The organism is Nitrosospira sp. NRS527, assembly GCF_018406445.1.
GTDB lineage: Bacteria > Pseudomonadota > Gammaproteobacteria > Burkholderiales > Nitrosomonadaceae > Nitrosospira > Nitrosospira briensis.
In genome coordinates this window covers 2,260,919-2,276,143 of sequence record NZ_AP024515.1, presented here as the reverse complement: position 1 = coordinate 2,276,143, position 15,225 = coordinate 2,260,919, and the positions used below count along the sequence as shown (strand labels likewise).

Sequence of the window (15,225 nt, the reverse complement as noted above, 5' to 3'; positions counted from 1 at the left end):
GCAAGACCGGCCGGATCCCGCCGGAAAGTGATGATATCCGGCCTTGTGCTGGCGGCATTGATCGCCGGTTCCTGGGTCTGGCGTAACCACGGTGCTGCGACTGAAGCGAAGAGCAAGCCGGCGGAGGTGACGACTGTAGTGACCGCAGTGGTTGCGCAAAGCGATGTACCGGTGAGGCTTACCGCAAACGGCACGGTATCCGCGCAGCAAACGGTTGTGGTTCGGCCTCAGCTTAGCGCGGTCATTAAGGCAGTGCATATCAAGGAAGGACAATTCGTGCAAAAGGGCGAGACGCTATTTTCGCTTGATGCACGTACCGAGGATGCCAATCTCAGCAAGACCGAGGGACAACTCGCAAAAACCAGGGCTGACCTGAGAAATGCCGAGCGCAACCTTGAACGCCAGCGTGAGCTGTATCGGCAAAACTTCATTTCGCAGGCTGCGCTCGACGTGGCAGAGAATCAGGCTGATGCGATGCGCGGCCAGCTTGCGGTTGATCAGGCCACCGTGCAGGCTAATCTCGTTGCGCGCGGTTTCAGCGTGATCACTGCGCCCATTGCCGGGCGGACCGGAGCTATCTCTGTTTACCAGGGAAGTCTGGTGCAGCCGACCGATGCGTTAGTGAGCATCACGCAGATCGATCCGATCAATGTCAATTTTACTTTGCCGGAGCGGGAGCTTGTTCCCCTGCAACAAGCGCGCGCAAAAGTTGAAGTACCTGTGACTGTGAAACTTGATCCCGCGGGGATGCAGACAAGAATGGGACGGCTCATATTTATTGATAACGCCGTGGATACGGCAAGCGGCACAATTGCCCTCAAGGCGGAATTCCCCAATGCGGACAAACATCTGTGGCCCGGCATGTTCGTCACGGTGGCGCTCTCTCCGCGCACATTGGAGCGCGCACTGACGGTTCCGGTCCAGGCGGTGCAGAATGGACCGGAAGGAAAATTCATTTATGTGGTCGACGGCGATAGCAAGGTGAATTCCATTCCAATCAGCGTGGCTCTAGTCCAGGATGGGCTCGCGGTAATAGAAGGGGAAGGCATCGCTCCTGGCACCAGCATTGTCGTGGAAGGCGCACAGAATCTCAGGCCGGGCGGTCTGGTAGCTGAAGCTGCGGCCAGAAGGTCGGCCATGGTGTCAACCGTTCCACAGGCCAGATGAGCAAGTCAGCGTATAGGAGCTTATCTGGCCAGCCGTTAAAGCGGGCGCATAAGTAAGTAATGAATCTCTCCGAATTATGTATTCGCCGTCCGATAATGACGGTGCTGTTGTCAGCGTCCGCGGTCGTGGCCGGCATTATCGCCTACGGTGGCTTATCCATCGCCGCACTGCCGAGTTACGACTCACCCACCATCTCCGTCAGCGCAGTGCTGCCTGGGGCGAGCCCGGAGACGATGGCTTCGTCGGTGGCGGCCCCGCTCGAGCGTCAATTTGCCACGATCTCCGACCTTTCGGTAATCAGTTCGACGAGTACGCTGGGCAATACCACGATCACGCTGGAGTTCGACCAGAACCGTGATATCGACAGTGCATCCATAGACGTGCAGGCAGCGCTACTGCGTGCCCAGCGATCGCTTCCAGTTGAAATGACCGCCCCGCCGTCCTACCGCAAGATCAATCCGGCTGATTCACCTGTCATTTTTTTGGCCCTGACGTCGCCTTCCATGTCATTGCCGGAGCTGAACAGTTTTGCTGAGGACCTTATCTCTCCAACCTTGTCGACGCTCGCGGGTGTCGCACAGGTGCAAATCAACGGCCAGAAAAAATATGCTGTGCGCGTGCTCGCGAACCCCGAAGCGCTGGCGGTACGCAATTTGACGCTTGATGATATTGCTGCCGCACTGCAAACCGCCAACGCCAATTCTCCGATTGGTACACTGGAGGGGCCGCGCCAGGCGCTTACCATCCAGGCCAATCGCCAGCTCAGCGATGCGGCTGCATTTGCGAGACTGATTGTTGCGACGTCACCCAATGGAAATCCCGTGAGGCTTTCGGAAGTCGCGGAGGTTGAAGACAGCGTCCAATCGCTCAAGACAGCAAGCTGGATTAACGGAGAGCGCGCAATTACGCTTTCGGTGCAGCGCCAGCCGGGCGCTAATACCGTGGCGACTGTCGATGCCGTCAAGGCAGCAATACCCCGATTGGTTGCCCAGATGCCGTCATCCGTTCAGCTTAAGCTTACCACCGATCGCTCGGTTTCTATTCGCGATTCCATACATGATGTTCAGGTTACGCTGGCAATCACTATTTTCCTGGTCTTGCTGGTGATTTTCCTGTTTCTGCGCAAGGCTTCCGCCACCCTGATCCCTGCGTTGTCACTCCCGATTTCCCTGCTGGGAACCGTAGCGATGATGCGCGTGCTCGATTACAGCCTGGACAATATTTCCCTGTTGGCGATCACCCTTGCGGTCGGGTTGGTGGTGGACGATGCCATCGTGATGCTCGAGAATATCGTTCGCCACATCGAGAAGGGCCTGTCGCCTGTGCAGGCAGCTTTGCAGGGTTCAAAGGAAGTCAGCTTTACCATCATTTCCATTTCACTCTCGCTGGTTGCCGTCTTTATTCCTATTTTCTTCATGCCCGGCGTGATCGGTCTGCTTTTTCATGAGTTTGCCGCTGTTGTGGGAATCGCTGTTCTGATGTCGGCTGTCGTATCGCTTACGTTAGTGCCAGTGATGACCAGCCGCTACCTTGCCCGGCATGAAACCGAAAGCTTCAGCCTGAGATGGACTGAATGGTTCGATCGTGGATTCAATAAAGTTCTGGCGACCTATGAGCGTCTGCTCGATTCGGCGCTGATATACCGGCGCACGGTGTTGGGCATTGCATTTGGCACCTTCTTCGCCACCGGCATGTTATTCATGGTCTTGCCCAAGGGTTTTTTCCCTAATGAGGATATTGGTCAGGCGCTGATCACAGTGGATGCTGTCGAGGATATTTCCTTCCCCGCCATGACCGAATTGTTGCAACGTACCGGTGAAGTGATCAGCGCCCATCCCGCGGTCGATACGCTGATTATTTACGCCAGCGAAAGCAATAGCGCGCGGCTGTACATGACGCTCAAGCCGCGCAGCGAACGCTCGTCCATTGAAAAAATAACGGAAGAGCTGCGGCGGGATGTGCGCGCGATCCCGGGTGTAAACGTATTTATCAACCCCATCCAGAATCTCAGGCTCGGCGGCCGCATGAGCAAGAGCCGCTATCAATACGTCATGCGTAGCGTTCGAGCCGAGGAACTGCGCGCCGCAGCCGATAGTCTTATCGCACGCATGAGCGAAGATGCAATCTTCCGGGATGTAACCAGCGATGCGCAACTGAAGGGCCTGGAGGCCAGGGTCAATATCAATCGCGACAAGGTCAATCTGCTGGGCGTGCAAATGGCCGATATCCGTTCCGCCCTTTATAGCGCCTTCGGTGAACGTCAGGTCTCGACAATCTATACCTCCAGCGATAGCTACCAGGTTATCTTGCAAGTTGCCGCTGAGCATCAGCTCGACGAGAGCGCTTTCGGCAAAATCTATCTTCGCGCCAAGAACGACATGCTGGTGCCATTATCAAGCGTTGCGACAGTCGAGCGTGAAGTGGGACCGATTGCAATCAATCATGCGGGTCAGCTCGAAGCGATGACGATATCGTTTAACCTGGCTCCCGGTGCATCCCTGGGCGACGCTTCCGCCCATATCGACCAGTTCAAACGCGAGCTGAATCTGCCAGCCAGCATTCTCACCAGTTATGCGGGAGACGCTGCGGCGTTCCAGTCTTCCCAGACGAGCCAGGTGGTCCTGATTGTCGCTGCGTTGCTGGTAATTTACGTGTTGCTTGGCGTGCTATATGAGAGCTATATCCATCCGCTCACGATCCTTTCCGGATTGCCTTCCGCTGCCGTTGGTGCGCTGGGGATGTTGTGGCTGTTCAATATGGAACTGTCGATTATCGCCATGATAGGCATCCTGATGCTGATCGGCATCGTCAAGAAGAATGCGATCATGATGATTGATTTTGCGCTCGATGCCCAGCGCAATGATGGCCTGAAGCCGTATGAGGCGATCCGGACCGCATGTCTGTTGCGCTTCCGGCCGATAATGATGACTACGCTGGCAGCACTGATGGGCGCGCTTCCTATCGCACTTGGTTTGGGTGCGGGTGCGGAGCTGCGTCAACCTCTGGGACTTGCCGTGGTAGGAGGCTTGCTGTTTTCGCAGGTAATCACGCTTTTCATTACGCCGGTGATCTATCTTTATCTGGACCGTTTTTCCGGCGAGGGACCACTTAAGCTCGATGGGGATCAGGAATCGGGCATCAGAAAAATTTGATGACGATCATGGCGAAACATGCGGCTTCTTGAAGTTATTTACTACAATTCGGCCGTCGGACATAACGAGATCAGGATATTCCAAGATTTTCAGGTTATGAGCAGGATCTCCCCGGACTGCAATGATATCCGCGGGCGCATCCTTTTGCAGTGTACCCAGCAGCGGTAAACTCAGATGCTGGCCTGCTTTCGAGGTCGCAGCGCGCAACACGTCCATTACGCCCAGCTTCGCCATTTGCATCATGTACATAAGCTCTTGCGCATCGATACCTCTCGGAATATCCGGATGCGCAATCTCGGCGCCGTATAAAAGTTCTCCTCCAAGCGCCGCCCAGTTGCGGGCATTACCTGCAATCCCGGAACATTTCGATAGCGTGTCCAGCGTACCGACTATTTTTACATTCTGCGCCACTGCCTGTTTTAGCAGCGATTCGGGAATAACGTTACATGGCATGTGGGCCCACTCGTCAACACCTGCATTGATTGCAATTTGCGCGCCTTTCACCTCAGCAATATGCGCTGTCACTTGACGATTGTTTTTATGCGCTTCATCCACGATCGCTCTTACGATATTTTCCGGCAGCAGTGGCCATGCATGTTTTGCATGGGAAGAATCATGGGCATGTGGATGCCGGGCCTCTGCATGTTCGGCAACCGCTGGATCATGATGACCGTGACTGGAATCATGACCATGACTGGAATGGCCATGACCGGAGGACCACGGAGCGCCCGCTTCACCGCCGGGTTCCAGCGCGACTTTGATCACGACAGCGCCCCCCCTGATAAGATCGCGGACGGTTGCACGTGCTTCTTCTTCCGTTGAAACCGCTGTTGCGATGTTGGTATCTCCCAACATCGGGATAGGATAGCCATTCGGTGCGGTAATTATTGGTCCGGAGGTGAGTACACGTAAAGCGCCATCTCCGCCATATGGCTTATGTAAGGGCCCGCCGACGTCCCGGATGGTTGTAATGCCATGCTTCAGAACGGTATCGGCTGGAATATTTTGAAATGAAAGATGTGCATGTAGCTCGATAAAGCCGGGTAGTATCGTTGAATCGCCCAGATCGATGATCTTCACATGACTGGACTCGAGTGATTCGCGCGTATCAATTCGTGCAACTCGCCCGTTTATCACTAATACCGACGTGTTGGTTCTGATGTTATAGCCATCGAAAACCCTTGCCGCGTGCAGCAGAACAGATTCGTGCTCTGTTTCCTCGGCGACGGCTCCGGACGAAATAGAGATTATCAGGATCAGCAATAAACAGGACATCATGTGGCTGATCAAGCGGAAGCGCATGTATTTCATCATTTCATATCCCATTTCAGATCCTTTAACAGTGGTTCGGTTCGATGGCGCCAATAAGCACGCAGAGTGCCGCCATGAGAAAAAAGCTGCCCCAGGCCGACTCGACCAGCGCATCCTTTCCTTCATTGGTTTTGTAACAGCAGCCCCAGAATTTTCCCGGGGCTGTCTTATTTGAAGTTGTTTTACTTTCGTCAAGACCCGTGAAATATCGGCTGCGAACGATTGCAGTGATCTGCTGATGGGCATGAATGCGCCATGGAGTTCCATCCGGTACGAGATCAGCCAGCGACAGCATTGCCAGAGACGCGATCACGGTAGACGATGGATCGGAAAGACCCAAGGGATTGTCGAGCCGGTTTGGAGGCAGAGGTTCCGGACGAGAACGCTTCCAATATTCACAGGCAGACTGAGCATGGGTCAAGTAAGGTTCTCCCCATCGCGCCGCCGCCCGACTCAATCCCAACATGGCCCAAGCCTGACCACGAGACCACATGCCTGCTCGATCGGAGGGACGAAAATGCTCTTGTTCAAAATGTGCGACGGAATGAAATACGCCATCATCTGCATGACATGCCGTCAATATCGTATTTGCATGACATTGCGAGATGTGTGCGTAATCATCACGATCACTGTGGCCGAGAAGCTGCATTAAGGAAGCAAAGGTATCCGTCGTAATTAGTTTGTTTCCGTTTTTTCCGCCGCCCATACCGATACCAAGGGGTATGCAATTTATTTCCGGATCATAGGAGGCCGCAAGTGAGGCGATGGCTTCTCCTGTAAGCTCGCGTGCATTGGCATCGTCAAACCAGAGCGCTCCTAAGGATGCGCCATACCAAAAAATCAGGCTTCGATTAACGGAATCGACGCTGATTTTCGAGGATAAGCGCTGACAAATATCCGATGCTTTGCGTTGATCCGCGGTTGATCCGGTTAGTCGCGATCGCAACCACCACCATGCCCCCCAGAATCCTCCGGTCCAGGAACCACCCGGGGAGACAATCCAACGATCAGTATGTCCCGGTGAATAAAGGGGAAAGCCGCCCATAACGTGAGAGTCAATGATCTCCATACGGCGCATCATCAATTCAAGCGCATTTATCAATTCTTTACGGCTTAATAGCGGTTCATAAGCCATATCGGTACTACCGGATTCCGGTTGATGAAGGATCAGCAAGTGGGTGCCTGTACTTTGCGGCGACGGGCGGACGCCAACACCAGAGACATGGCGCATGCGAGTAAAAGCGAGCTAACCTGCATACTCCAGCCAAGCGGAAAGCCGATGGAATAATTGGACAAGGCACCGTAAAGCGGCGGGCCCAGCGCGAAACCGCCGAAGAAAGCAGCCGAAACGAGGCCAGACGCGGCACTTACAGGACCAAAAGCTGGATCTCTGATCAGCATGCTCATCGCGATCGCGTTAGTGCCTACCGCGGTAAGTCCCATGCCGGCTGCACCAACCCACAGCCACCAAAGGTTTTCCGGCCCCGCTTGCATTGTCGCCATCACCGCACAAGCAGCTATAGCGATCAGTACGAGTAAAAGTAGCGACTCGTCTGCAAGTTTTGCGCCCATCGGAGTCAATACCATGCGCGAGATTATTCCCATTACACCGAAAACGGCGATCAAGGTGCCGGCCATGGATAGCGGCATGCCTTGCTGGGTAGCGAAGGTAGGCAAGAATGTGACGAAGGCAGAGAGCGATATGCCCACGCAGAACTGAATGCCCATCAGCCGTAGCAACAGCGAATTCGGCGGCAAAAACATGAATCTCCTGCCCGTCCTTGCGTGTATAGGGGTGACGAAAGGTGCCGTTATCCCGAACAATATTGCCGCCGGCACAATCATGCCTAATGCGACGCGCCAGCCATACTGGATTGCGATGCCGGGAAGCACCAGGCCGGCGAAAAGGGCCGCGACCTGAACGCCGGATTGCTTGAGTCCTACGACCTGTGCTCTTTTTTCCGGCGAAACCTGCTGCGCGATCAGTAAATTCGTGACCGGATTTGCAAGGGCCTGGGCGATGCCGCAAACAGCGGTGGCCGCGACCAAGCCATAAAAATTTTCAACCGATGCCATCAGCGTAAAAGCGGATGCGATGGTGAAGAAAAGCGCTATCAATGCATAACGTGAACCAACACGGTCTACGAAAATTCCTGCCCACAGCGACAAAATTGCTGCCAGACCAAATGAGCTCATTATCAGATACCCCAGTAATGCGGGCTCAAAGCGCAAGTCATGGCCAATGAGGGGCCCAAGCGTGCTGATGGCATATAAAATCAGCATTGGCAAGGTCATCGCGAACACCAGGACTACTCGAAGCCAAATGCCCGCAATGCTTGCATGACGAGCGTCGCGGGTCGTTACCGGCATGGTTCGCACCTTGCGCTGCCGAATGGATATCGACCCCCATATGCTGATACAAACGGGTAATGACGCTCACGCTGCATGCTGCACCCGCACAGTAAGTCGCTGGAGAAATTTGACGGATTTATCGAGATTGAATCAGGCAAAATGATATGTGCCCTCTTCTTTATATAAATTGATGAGTCGGCGGCCCACGGAACTGATAAGCGACTCGTCTGTACCGTCAAGAATGCGTGACGTGCGTGCGATTCTATAAATATCGGAAAGTGGGGTCAGATCACTGATGCCTTCAGCACCGTGAATCTGTACCGCCGAGTCCGATGCGATGCACAAAGCTTGTGATGCTGCTATTTTGGCGACATTGATCTCGATATTATTTGAACGCTGGGCGTCGACGCCTCTCGCGGCGACCCGAATCAGTTCACGCGCACTCGCAATAGCCTGATACGCGTTGACAATATGTTGGCGCACCAGCTGTTTCTCAGGTAATCGAGCGGATCTGCCACGCTCCGAATTGATTCGAGCCCCCATCAAATCGAAACATCGCTGTGCCAGTCCCACCCAGTTCATCGCACGAAGCAATCTGCCGACGCTCAGCCGCTGACCCATTAATTCGATACCGCTGCCGCAGGCTCCCAGCAGATTATGCTCAGGGACCTGTACGTCGCTAAAAGAAATCTCGCCTTGATCCAGCGAGCGGCCCATCATGGTGATCCGGCGCTCGATCCTGAATCCCGGCGAATCAGTCGGGACGACAATCATCGACAGCGCTTTGCCGAGCGCGATGTCTTCCCCGCCAGTACGTGCCAGCACAGTGATGAATGTCGCCCGGTCCGTATTGCTGACAAACCATTTTCTGCCGTTGATAGTCCAGCTCCCGTTTGACAGATATGCGTATGTCGTTATCAGGCCGGGAAAGGACCCGCCATGCCCCGGTTCCGTCATGCCGTAACTGGGGGCGGCTTTCCCGAGCGCCATGGGTTCGAGGAAGCGCTTGCGGACTTCATCGGTTCCAAATTTCAGGAGCATATGCGCATCAAGCGCTGAGTGGCTACCGAAGATTGCCGGGGAGAATTCCGTTCGTCCTTCCTGCTCGGCAACGATCAGGTAGTCTTCCAGTGAAGCTATTTTTCCACCATGCGAGGGCGGATAAAATAAACCCCATAGTCCGGCATGCCTTGCTTTTTCAGTCAGTTCCGATTGCAGTCGGGTTGATCCTTCGCCGTCTTGAGCCAATTGTGATTCGTTCGGGATAATCATTTCATCGACAAACTTTCTCACCTTGCTCGACAGCGCTCTCGCCGACTCCGTATGAGTTGATTTTTCATGTGCGCTCAACATTGGTTCGCCCCATGAGTAACGCTTGGGTCAGCGATAGGCCGGGTAAATTCTATTTCCGCGGTCAACTGTTTTTTATCGATCTTTCCCGCTGGGCTGAGCGGTAACTGCCGGTAATAGCGCAAGTATTCCGGAAGCTTGGCGATCTCCAGACCTTGGTTGCACAAGTAGCGGGTGAATTGCGATAGCGAGGGACGTTCTGCTCCATCCCGCAATGCCAAGCAGAGGCAAACGCGGTGCCCCAGGTCCGGATCGGCAACCGGTATACAGGCAGCGCTCACGACAGCCGGATGGGAAACGGCAATGTTTTCGATTTGTGCAGGACTGATATTGACGCCACCGCGAATAATGATGTCTTTTTTACGCCCCGAAAGCACCAGATACCCATCATCGTCAATAAGTCCCAGGTCTCCGGTATAAACCCATCCATCCTCGTCTCGATATAGGGCGTCCAGATCGGGCGCATTGACATATTGCATTGGGCTTATTGGCCCCCTGGCTGTGATTTCACCCACGCAACCCTGTGGAACTTCCTGTTTCTGGTCATCCACTATCCGGATGGAACAAACGTCGGGCTGAGGCCGGCCCGCCTTGAAAAAAACGGTTTCCAGATCGTCGTCAAGCGTGGTGTGGCAATTAACGCCGTCCGCTGAACCGTATAGGCTGATAAAACCACATCCAAACGCCTCGGTACAGCGGCGAATCGAGGCGGAATCGATTTTCGCGCCACCGCTGATGATGGCGATCAGGCTGGAAGTATCGGTTTTCGATAATGCCGGGTCGGCGGCGATGCGCTGAAACATTGTCGGAACCCCAAATATATAGGTAGGCTTCAGTTCCGCAATAGTTTGAATGGCAGCCGCGACATCGAATTGCCGCATGACGACAACGGATCCGCCAAGCCAGGATAAAATACCGAATGTCGCGGTTGACCCAAATGCCGTGCCTAGCGGCATCAGGTAAAGACCTTTGAAAGAACTGCCGTCAGGATGTATGTGTTGTAGAAAGCGTCCCCGTCCACCAGCCAGCGCGTTGTGAGAATAAGCAATCCATTTTGGCTCGGATTCCGTCCCGGATGAGATCAGGAAGCGAACGGGCGAATCGGGGGAAACTGTCGGCAACTTATCAGTTTCAATGGGCTCGGCTAGAAATAGATCATCCAGCGTGTGCCAGCCTTCCCGGGTGGCTTTACCGTCAACGATGAGAATACGAAGTGACAGCAGGGTTGGGCGCAGCGATTCGATAAGTTCGCACAGGTCGATCTTGGCGTATTGCCCTTCGATAATAATTACACGTGCATCACACCTTCTCAGCAAAGACTGGATATCGAGGCGACCGCGACCGAGCGGGAAGGGCGCTACGATCGCACCAAGCGCCGCAGCAGCGAGATCGATGGCACAGCTATGCCAGGTGTTGTGGAGCTGGTATGCAACGACATCTCCGGGAACGATTCCCAGCGCCTTGAAACTTGCAGCAAGGCGAAGCACCTTGTTCGATAACCCTTCGTATGTGATGGTGTGGTCGAGGGACATCACCGCCGGGGTGTCGGGATGCTGCCTCACATGCTCGCGGAACAACTCGTACAACGATTTATTGGGATAGGTTCCATTCCGGGCCCACAGGCTGCGAACCTCGGCAGGAACCAGATCCGTGATCCCGGAATGGTTCATTTGAAGCTCCAGGGGGAATTGACTTTCGTATAAGCCCCGGGGGTCAGGGTCGGCTGCAGATGTGCCATGGTTTGCAGGTCTGCAAGGTCTTCAATGACAACGGCTGAGGGAACGCCTGCATGTTCAAGGATACCTGCCCACTCATCCGCCGTTCTTGAAAGGAACCAGTCGCTCAAGCAATCCTGAAAATTGTCTTCTTCAATAACGATAGCGGCACCCAGGGCTTCGGCTAATCGCACCGCAGTCTTTAAATCGCGACATTCAACCGCAATTTTTCCCCGTTTAGTGGCATAGATGGCGTCAATAATGCTTTTTGAAGCTGAAGCTGAGCTCGGCAGCTCATATAGGCGCTGAAAATCATCCGCACACAGAAGCGTTGCCGCGCTCATTAACGATGACGTGACCTTCGCGCTCATATTATTCATACATCGATTGAGCAGCGCGATAGTGATCCCTTGTGCCGCAACAACACCCCCGAGCACATCGAGTATCGTAAATAAGGACCCGCCACGCGTGTCGGAGGTTTCCGCGATCTTTTTGGCGATCCCGGAGTAGGCTTGCGCCATGAAGTCTGTGCCGGGCATTTGGCTGGAGGGAGAGTGTGTCGCGCTGTCCGTTGCCCAACCACCGGCATAGGCGTAAACCAGGGATGGATTGGTTGCAGCCAGATCTTCATGGTCGAGATTTAGCAGTACCGCTTTGCCAGGCGCCCAGTTATGCAGAAAGACGTCGGCACGTTGCACCAGTTCTTTGACTTCTGTTTGTCCGGCCAGGGATTTGATATCGACTTCTCGAATAGTTTTAAAACGGTTGAGCGCATCGAATCGTGCTGAACAATCACCTGCTATTGGTGGCATGCCTCGCAAAGGATCTCCGCCCGGTGGCTCTATCCGGATGACCTCCGCGCCCAGGAGCGCCAGCAGGTGCCCGGCAAGAGGGCCCTGGATACGCCGGCACGATTCGATGACGGTGAGTCCGCTTAACGGTAAATTACCCGTGGAACGACTTGACCATCCGTCCCATCCGTCCCATTTGTCCTTGAGACGCGTCTCGAAAAGGAACTCCCACGGGCCTTGAAGCCATACATGCCGGCTGTCTTCGTCCTGGGCTCTATCATTTATGGATCGCACGGGACAAATAGCCATACCGGTTCTGGCACATATCTGGGAGATGCGGTGATACGTAATGTTTGATATTGCGTTGAATAACTCATCAGGCAGAGGGGAAATGGCTTTGGCATATCGCAGCAAAAAAGCAGTCCATCCTTTGCCGGCGACTGTTGAACTTACACCGATCTCGGACCAGAATTTTTGCCAAGGCCCGGCGTCAAGTGTTTCAAGTTCAAAGATGACGCCATCCAGCGAAATGAAAGGGAGACAGGCCGGTTGTGGGACATGGCTTGACCCTGGGCTCTCGTGAGACTCTGAAGCCGTTGCGCCCGCGATATACTGCCCCATGCTTAACAGGGCTGCGGATGCCATCGAGACGTCGCTGTTCGACACCGGGAGGCCGCGCAGTTGGCCGATGGAAGCGCTAATCCCGCCCTGAAGCGCCAAAGCGGCGGTCAGGGTGGAAATGTAATTCAACCCCAGCGGTTGGGATCCACCGCTGGCCCGCCCGTGGACGGACATCAATCCGCAAGCCGCCTGCATAATATTTTCTGTCACAGAAGCTTGTTTGGAGCTATCACCCCATCTGGTTACATTACATGCTATGGGTGTGGTATGCGGAGTCTTGAATTCAAAAGAAAGTGCTGCATTGTTTGAGCAATTTTCGGTTGCCTCGATTTTCATGCCCAGCGTACCGGACTGGTATAGAAGCGAGGACGCTATCGCGGAAAAATCCGGGGCAGCGCTTTTTAGCGGGCCCGTTATTACACAACTGGTTAATGCGCGATTCATACTCATTCCTCATGTGTGGAGTAAGGCCGGTTCAGCACCCACCGGCAACCGCAGGCAAAATGGTTAACGAGTCGCCGTCGCTCAGGCTGGTTGAAAGGCCGTTGGCAAAACGAATGTCATCGTCGTTCACGTATATATTGATGAAGCGGTGTGCCTTTCCTCCGGCGATCAGTTTCTCTTTGACGCCGGGATACCGCTGCTCCATGTGTTCGATGACTTCGAGTACGTTGAAACCGGTAATTGTGAGACGTTTTTGATTGTCGGTAAGTGGCCTTAATATGGTTGGGATGTATACAGTAACTTGCATGCTTTTTCCTTTTTCTGATTTTATGATTTTGAAGAAACCGCAATTGGATGTGACGCGGCTGGATTTTGCCTTTCAGCATTGAAATTAAAGCGCATTGCGGGACTTGGCAGCCTGTCGGACTTAAAGTAAAGCGGCTGCAAAAGCGTCTGGGCGGTTCATATTTCGCCGCTTTTTCGCTGCGATTCTTTCAAGTCCGACAGGCTGCCAGGCAGATTGCTTAAGCCACCATTGCCAGTTCCCATTCCGATTTATATGAATCCAGCATTCTGACTCGCTCCTCGGTCACCATGCCGTCACAAATCCGGAAACTGCGAATTTCGTCCCCGTAAATGGGATTTGTTGGAATGATGACGTAATGGGACCGAAGTTCGGCTGCAAACTTGACGTCGGTTCGGCTTGGATAGGCCTGCGTGTCAGTGTGGGAGTGATAGATAACGATAGGTTCTTCGTCCCGTGCCTCCATTTCTCTCCAGACCTGCAATTGTTGATTGGGGTCGAACTTGAAAAATACTGCCGACCGAGCCGCGTTACGCATCGGGATCAGGCGCAATGGAAGATTGCATCCCTGGGGACCAGCGATGATTCCACAGGTCTCGATGGGGTGATCTTTATGTGCTTGAGCAATCATTGCCTCAACGAGTTTGGTGTGTATGGTCAGCATATTTTTTTAACCTCCATGACATTGTTTATTCAGGTAGCGGGAAAACACGAGGATTCGTTATTCCAGGCTTGGGCCCGGAATCCGGTCTAAACCAATAACGATTGTTTTATTTTGTGGTTTGGATACCAGCTTGGGAAGCGATCGCGACAGGAGTAGCGGTCAGCCGCTCGGCTAATAACTGGGCAACGACTGATCGACGTCCCTGATCCACGCTAGAATTCCACCGTCCAGGCTTTTGACGTTGGTGAAGCCTTGTTTTTTCATCTCCACGAGAACATCTCTCGAGCGGATACCCATTTTGCAATGCACTACGATGAAATCCTCTTTGTTGAGTTGAGATAAAACCTCTTCGGTCATGATTTTATTTTTGGGAATATGATTGGCGCCTTTTATATGGACAATGTTCCATTCTTCGATTCCACGAACATCGATGAGCCGCATATCCTTACCGCTATCCTGCATTTTCTTGAGTTCCAGCGGACTGATTATGAAGGGGTTCGTCATGTTTTCTGTGACTGCCGGCTTCACTCCGCAAAATTCCTGGTAATCCATTAATCCGGTTATAGGCGTTCTCGCAGGTGCGCGCTGTAAGGGAATGAATTTGTATGTCATATCCAGCGCGTCATAGACGGCTAGTCGCCCAAGCAGGGTTTCGCCTAAGCCGGTGATCAATTTAATGGCTTCTGTCGCCATGATCGCGCCGATCGAGGCACAGAGAATGCCTAACACGCCACCTTCGGCACATGAGGGCGCCATCTCCGATGGGGGTGGCTCGGGGTACAGGTCACGATAGTTCAAGCCCACTCCATCCGGCGCATCCTCCCAGAAGACGGAGGCCTGCCCTTCGAATCGAAAAATGGATCCCCATACATATGGTTTTTTCGCAAGCACGCAGGCATCGTTGACAAGATACCGGGTAGAAAAATTATCCGTCCCATCTACAACCAGGTCGTACCCTGAAATTATCTCAACGGCATTCGTCACTTCAAGGCGTTCGTTATGGAGCTGGACGTGAATATGGGGGTTTAACTCGTTAACTGAGTCTTTCGCACTCCTGGACTTGAGCCTGCCGATATCCGATTGCCCATGAATGATTTGCCTTTGCAGATTGGATTCGTCGACGACATCGAAGTCGATGATTCCCAGTGTTCCGACGCCGGCTGCCGCGAGATACAGCAGCACGGGTGACCCCAGACCACCGGCACCTATCACTAAAACTTTACTGTTCTTGAGGCGTTTTTGTCCTTCCACACCGACATCGGGAATCAGCAGATGGCGGCTGTACCGTGAAACTTCATCTCTGGTTAATTCTTCAGAAGGGTGTACTAATGGTAATAATTGCATAAAAAACCTC

11 protein-coding genes are annotated in these 15,225 nt (G+C 53.6%); 2 read left to right on the top strand and 9 right to left on the bottom strand.

The window, feature by feature from the left end:
* Window positions 1–30 precede the first annotated feature (30 nt).
* Window positions 31–1,167, top strand: a complete 1,137-nt coding sequence (locus KJS40_RS10215) for an efflux RND transporter periplasmic adaptor subunit (protein WP_244859541.1) — start codon at window positions 31–33, stop codon at window positions 1,165–1,167.
* 59 nt (window positions 1,168–1,226) lie between these two features.
* The gene (locus tag KJS40_RS10210) at window positions 1,227–4,319 is read left to right on the top strand and encodes an efflux RND transporter permease subunit (RefSeq protein ID WP_213537513.1); all 3,093 of its coding nucleotides are present in this window, start codon (window positions 1,227–1,229) and stop codon (window positions 4,317–4,319) included.
* A 6-nt stretch (window positions 4,320–4,325) separates the two neighbouring features.
* On the opposite strand, the gene KJS40_RS10205 is transcribed toward KJS40_RS10210, so the two are convergent.
* From KJS40_RS10205 to moeB, 9 genes are all read right to left on the bottom strand, one after another.
* On the bottom strand, window positions 4,326–5,633 hold the full coding sequence (locus KJS40_RS10205) for an amidohydrolase family protein (RefSeq protein ID WP_213537511.1): 1,308 nt from the start codon (window positions 5,631–5,633) through the stop codon (window positions 4,326–4,328).
* A 22-nt stretch (window positions 5,634–5,655) separates the two neighbouring features.
* A complete protein-coding gene (locus tag KJS40_RS10200; RefSeq protein ID WP_244859540.1) occupies window positions 5,656–6,861 on the bottom strand; it encodes a glucuronyl hydrolase in 1,206 nt (401 codons plus the stop codon).
* On the bottom strand, window positions 6,798–8,000 hold the full coding sequence (locus KJS40_RS10195; RefSeq protein WP_213537509.1) for an MFS transporter: 1,203 nt from the start codon (window positions 7,998–8,000) through the stop codon (window positions 6,798–6,800). The genes KJS40_RS10200 and KJS40_RS10195 overlap by 64 nt, the downstream gene beginning before the upstream one ends.
* Window positions 8,001–8,132: 132 nt before the next feature.
* On the bottom strand, window positions 8,133–9,335 hold the full coding sequence (locus KJS40_RS10190; RefSeq protein WP_213537508.1) for an acyl-CoA dehydrogenase family protein: 1,203 nt from the start codon (window positions 9,333–9,335) through the stop codon (window positions 8,133–8,135).
* Window positions 9,329–11,002, bottom strand: a complete 1,674-nt coding sequence (locus KJS40_RS10185; protein WP_213537506.1) for a class I adenylate-forming enzyme family protein — start codon at window positions 11,000–11,002, stop codon at window positions 9,329–9,331. Before KJS40_RS10185 ends, KJS40_RS10190 begins: the two co-directional genes overlap by 7 nt.
* Complete coding sequence (locus KJS40_RS10180) at window positions 10,999–12,903, bottom strand: CoA transferase (protein ID WP_213537504.1); 1,905 nt, start codon at window positions 12,901–12,903, stop codon at window positions 10,999–11,001. Before KJS40_RS10180 ends, KJS40_RS10185 begins: the two co-directional genes overlap by 4 nt.
* Before the next feature lie 31 nt (window positions 12,904–12,934).
* The gene (locus KJS40_RS10175; protein ID WP_213537503.1) at window positions 12,935–13,210 is read right to left on the bottom strand and encodes a MoaD/ThiS family protein; all 276 of its coding nucleotides are present in this window, start codon (window positions 13,208–13,210) and stop codon (window positions 12,935–12,937) included.
* Window positions 13,211–13,427: 217 nt separating this feature from the next.
* Window positions 13,428–13,871 (bottom strand): M67 family metallopeptidase, encoded by a 444-nt coding sequence (locus tag KJS40_RS10170; RefSeq protein ID WP_053111351.1) that lies wholly within the window; start codon window positions 13,869–13,871, stop codon window positions 13,428–13,430.
* Between the two features lie 171 nt (window positions 13,872–14,042).
* Window positions 14,043–15,215, bottom strand: a complete 1,173-nt coding sequence (gene moeB, locus KJS40_RS10165) for a molybdopterin-synthase adenylyltransferase MoeB (protein ID WP_213537501.1) — start codon at window positions 15,213–15,215, stop codon at window positions 14,043–14,045.
* Between the last annotated feature and the right edge of the window lie 10 nt (window positions 15,216–15,225).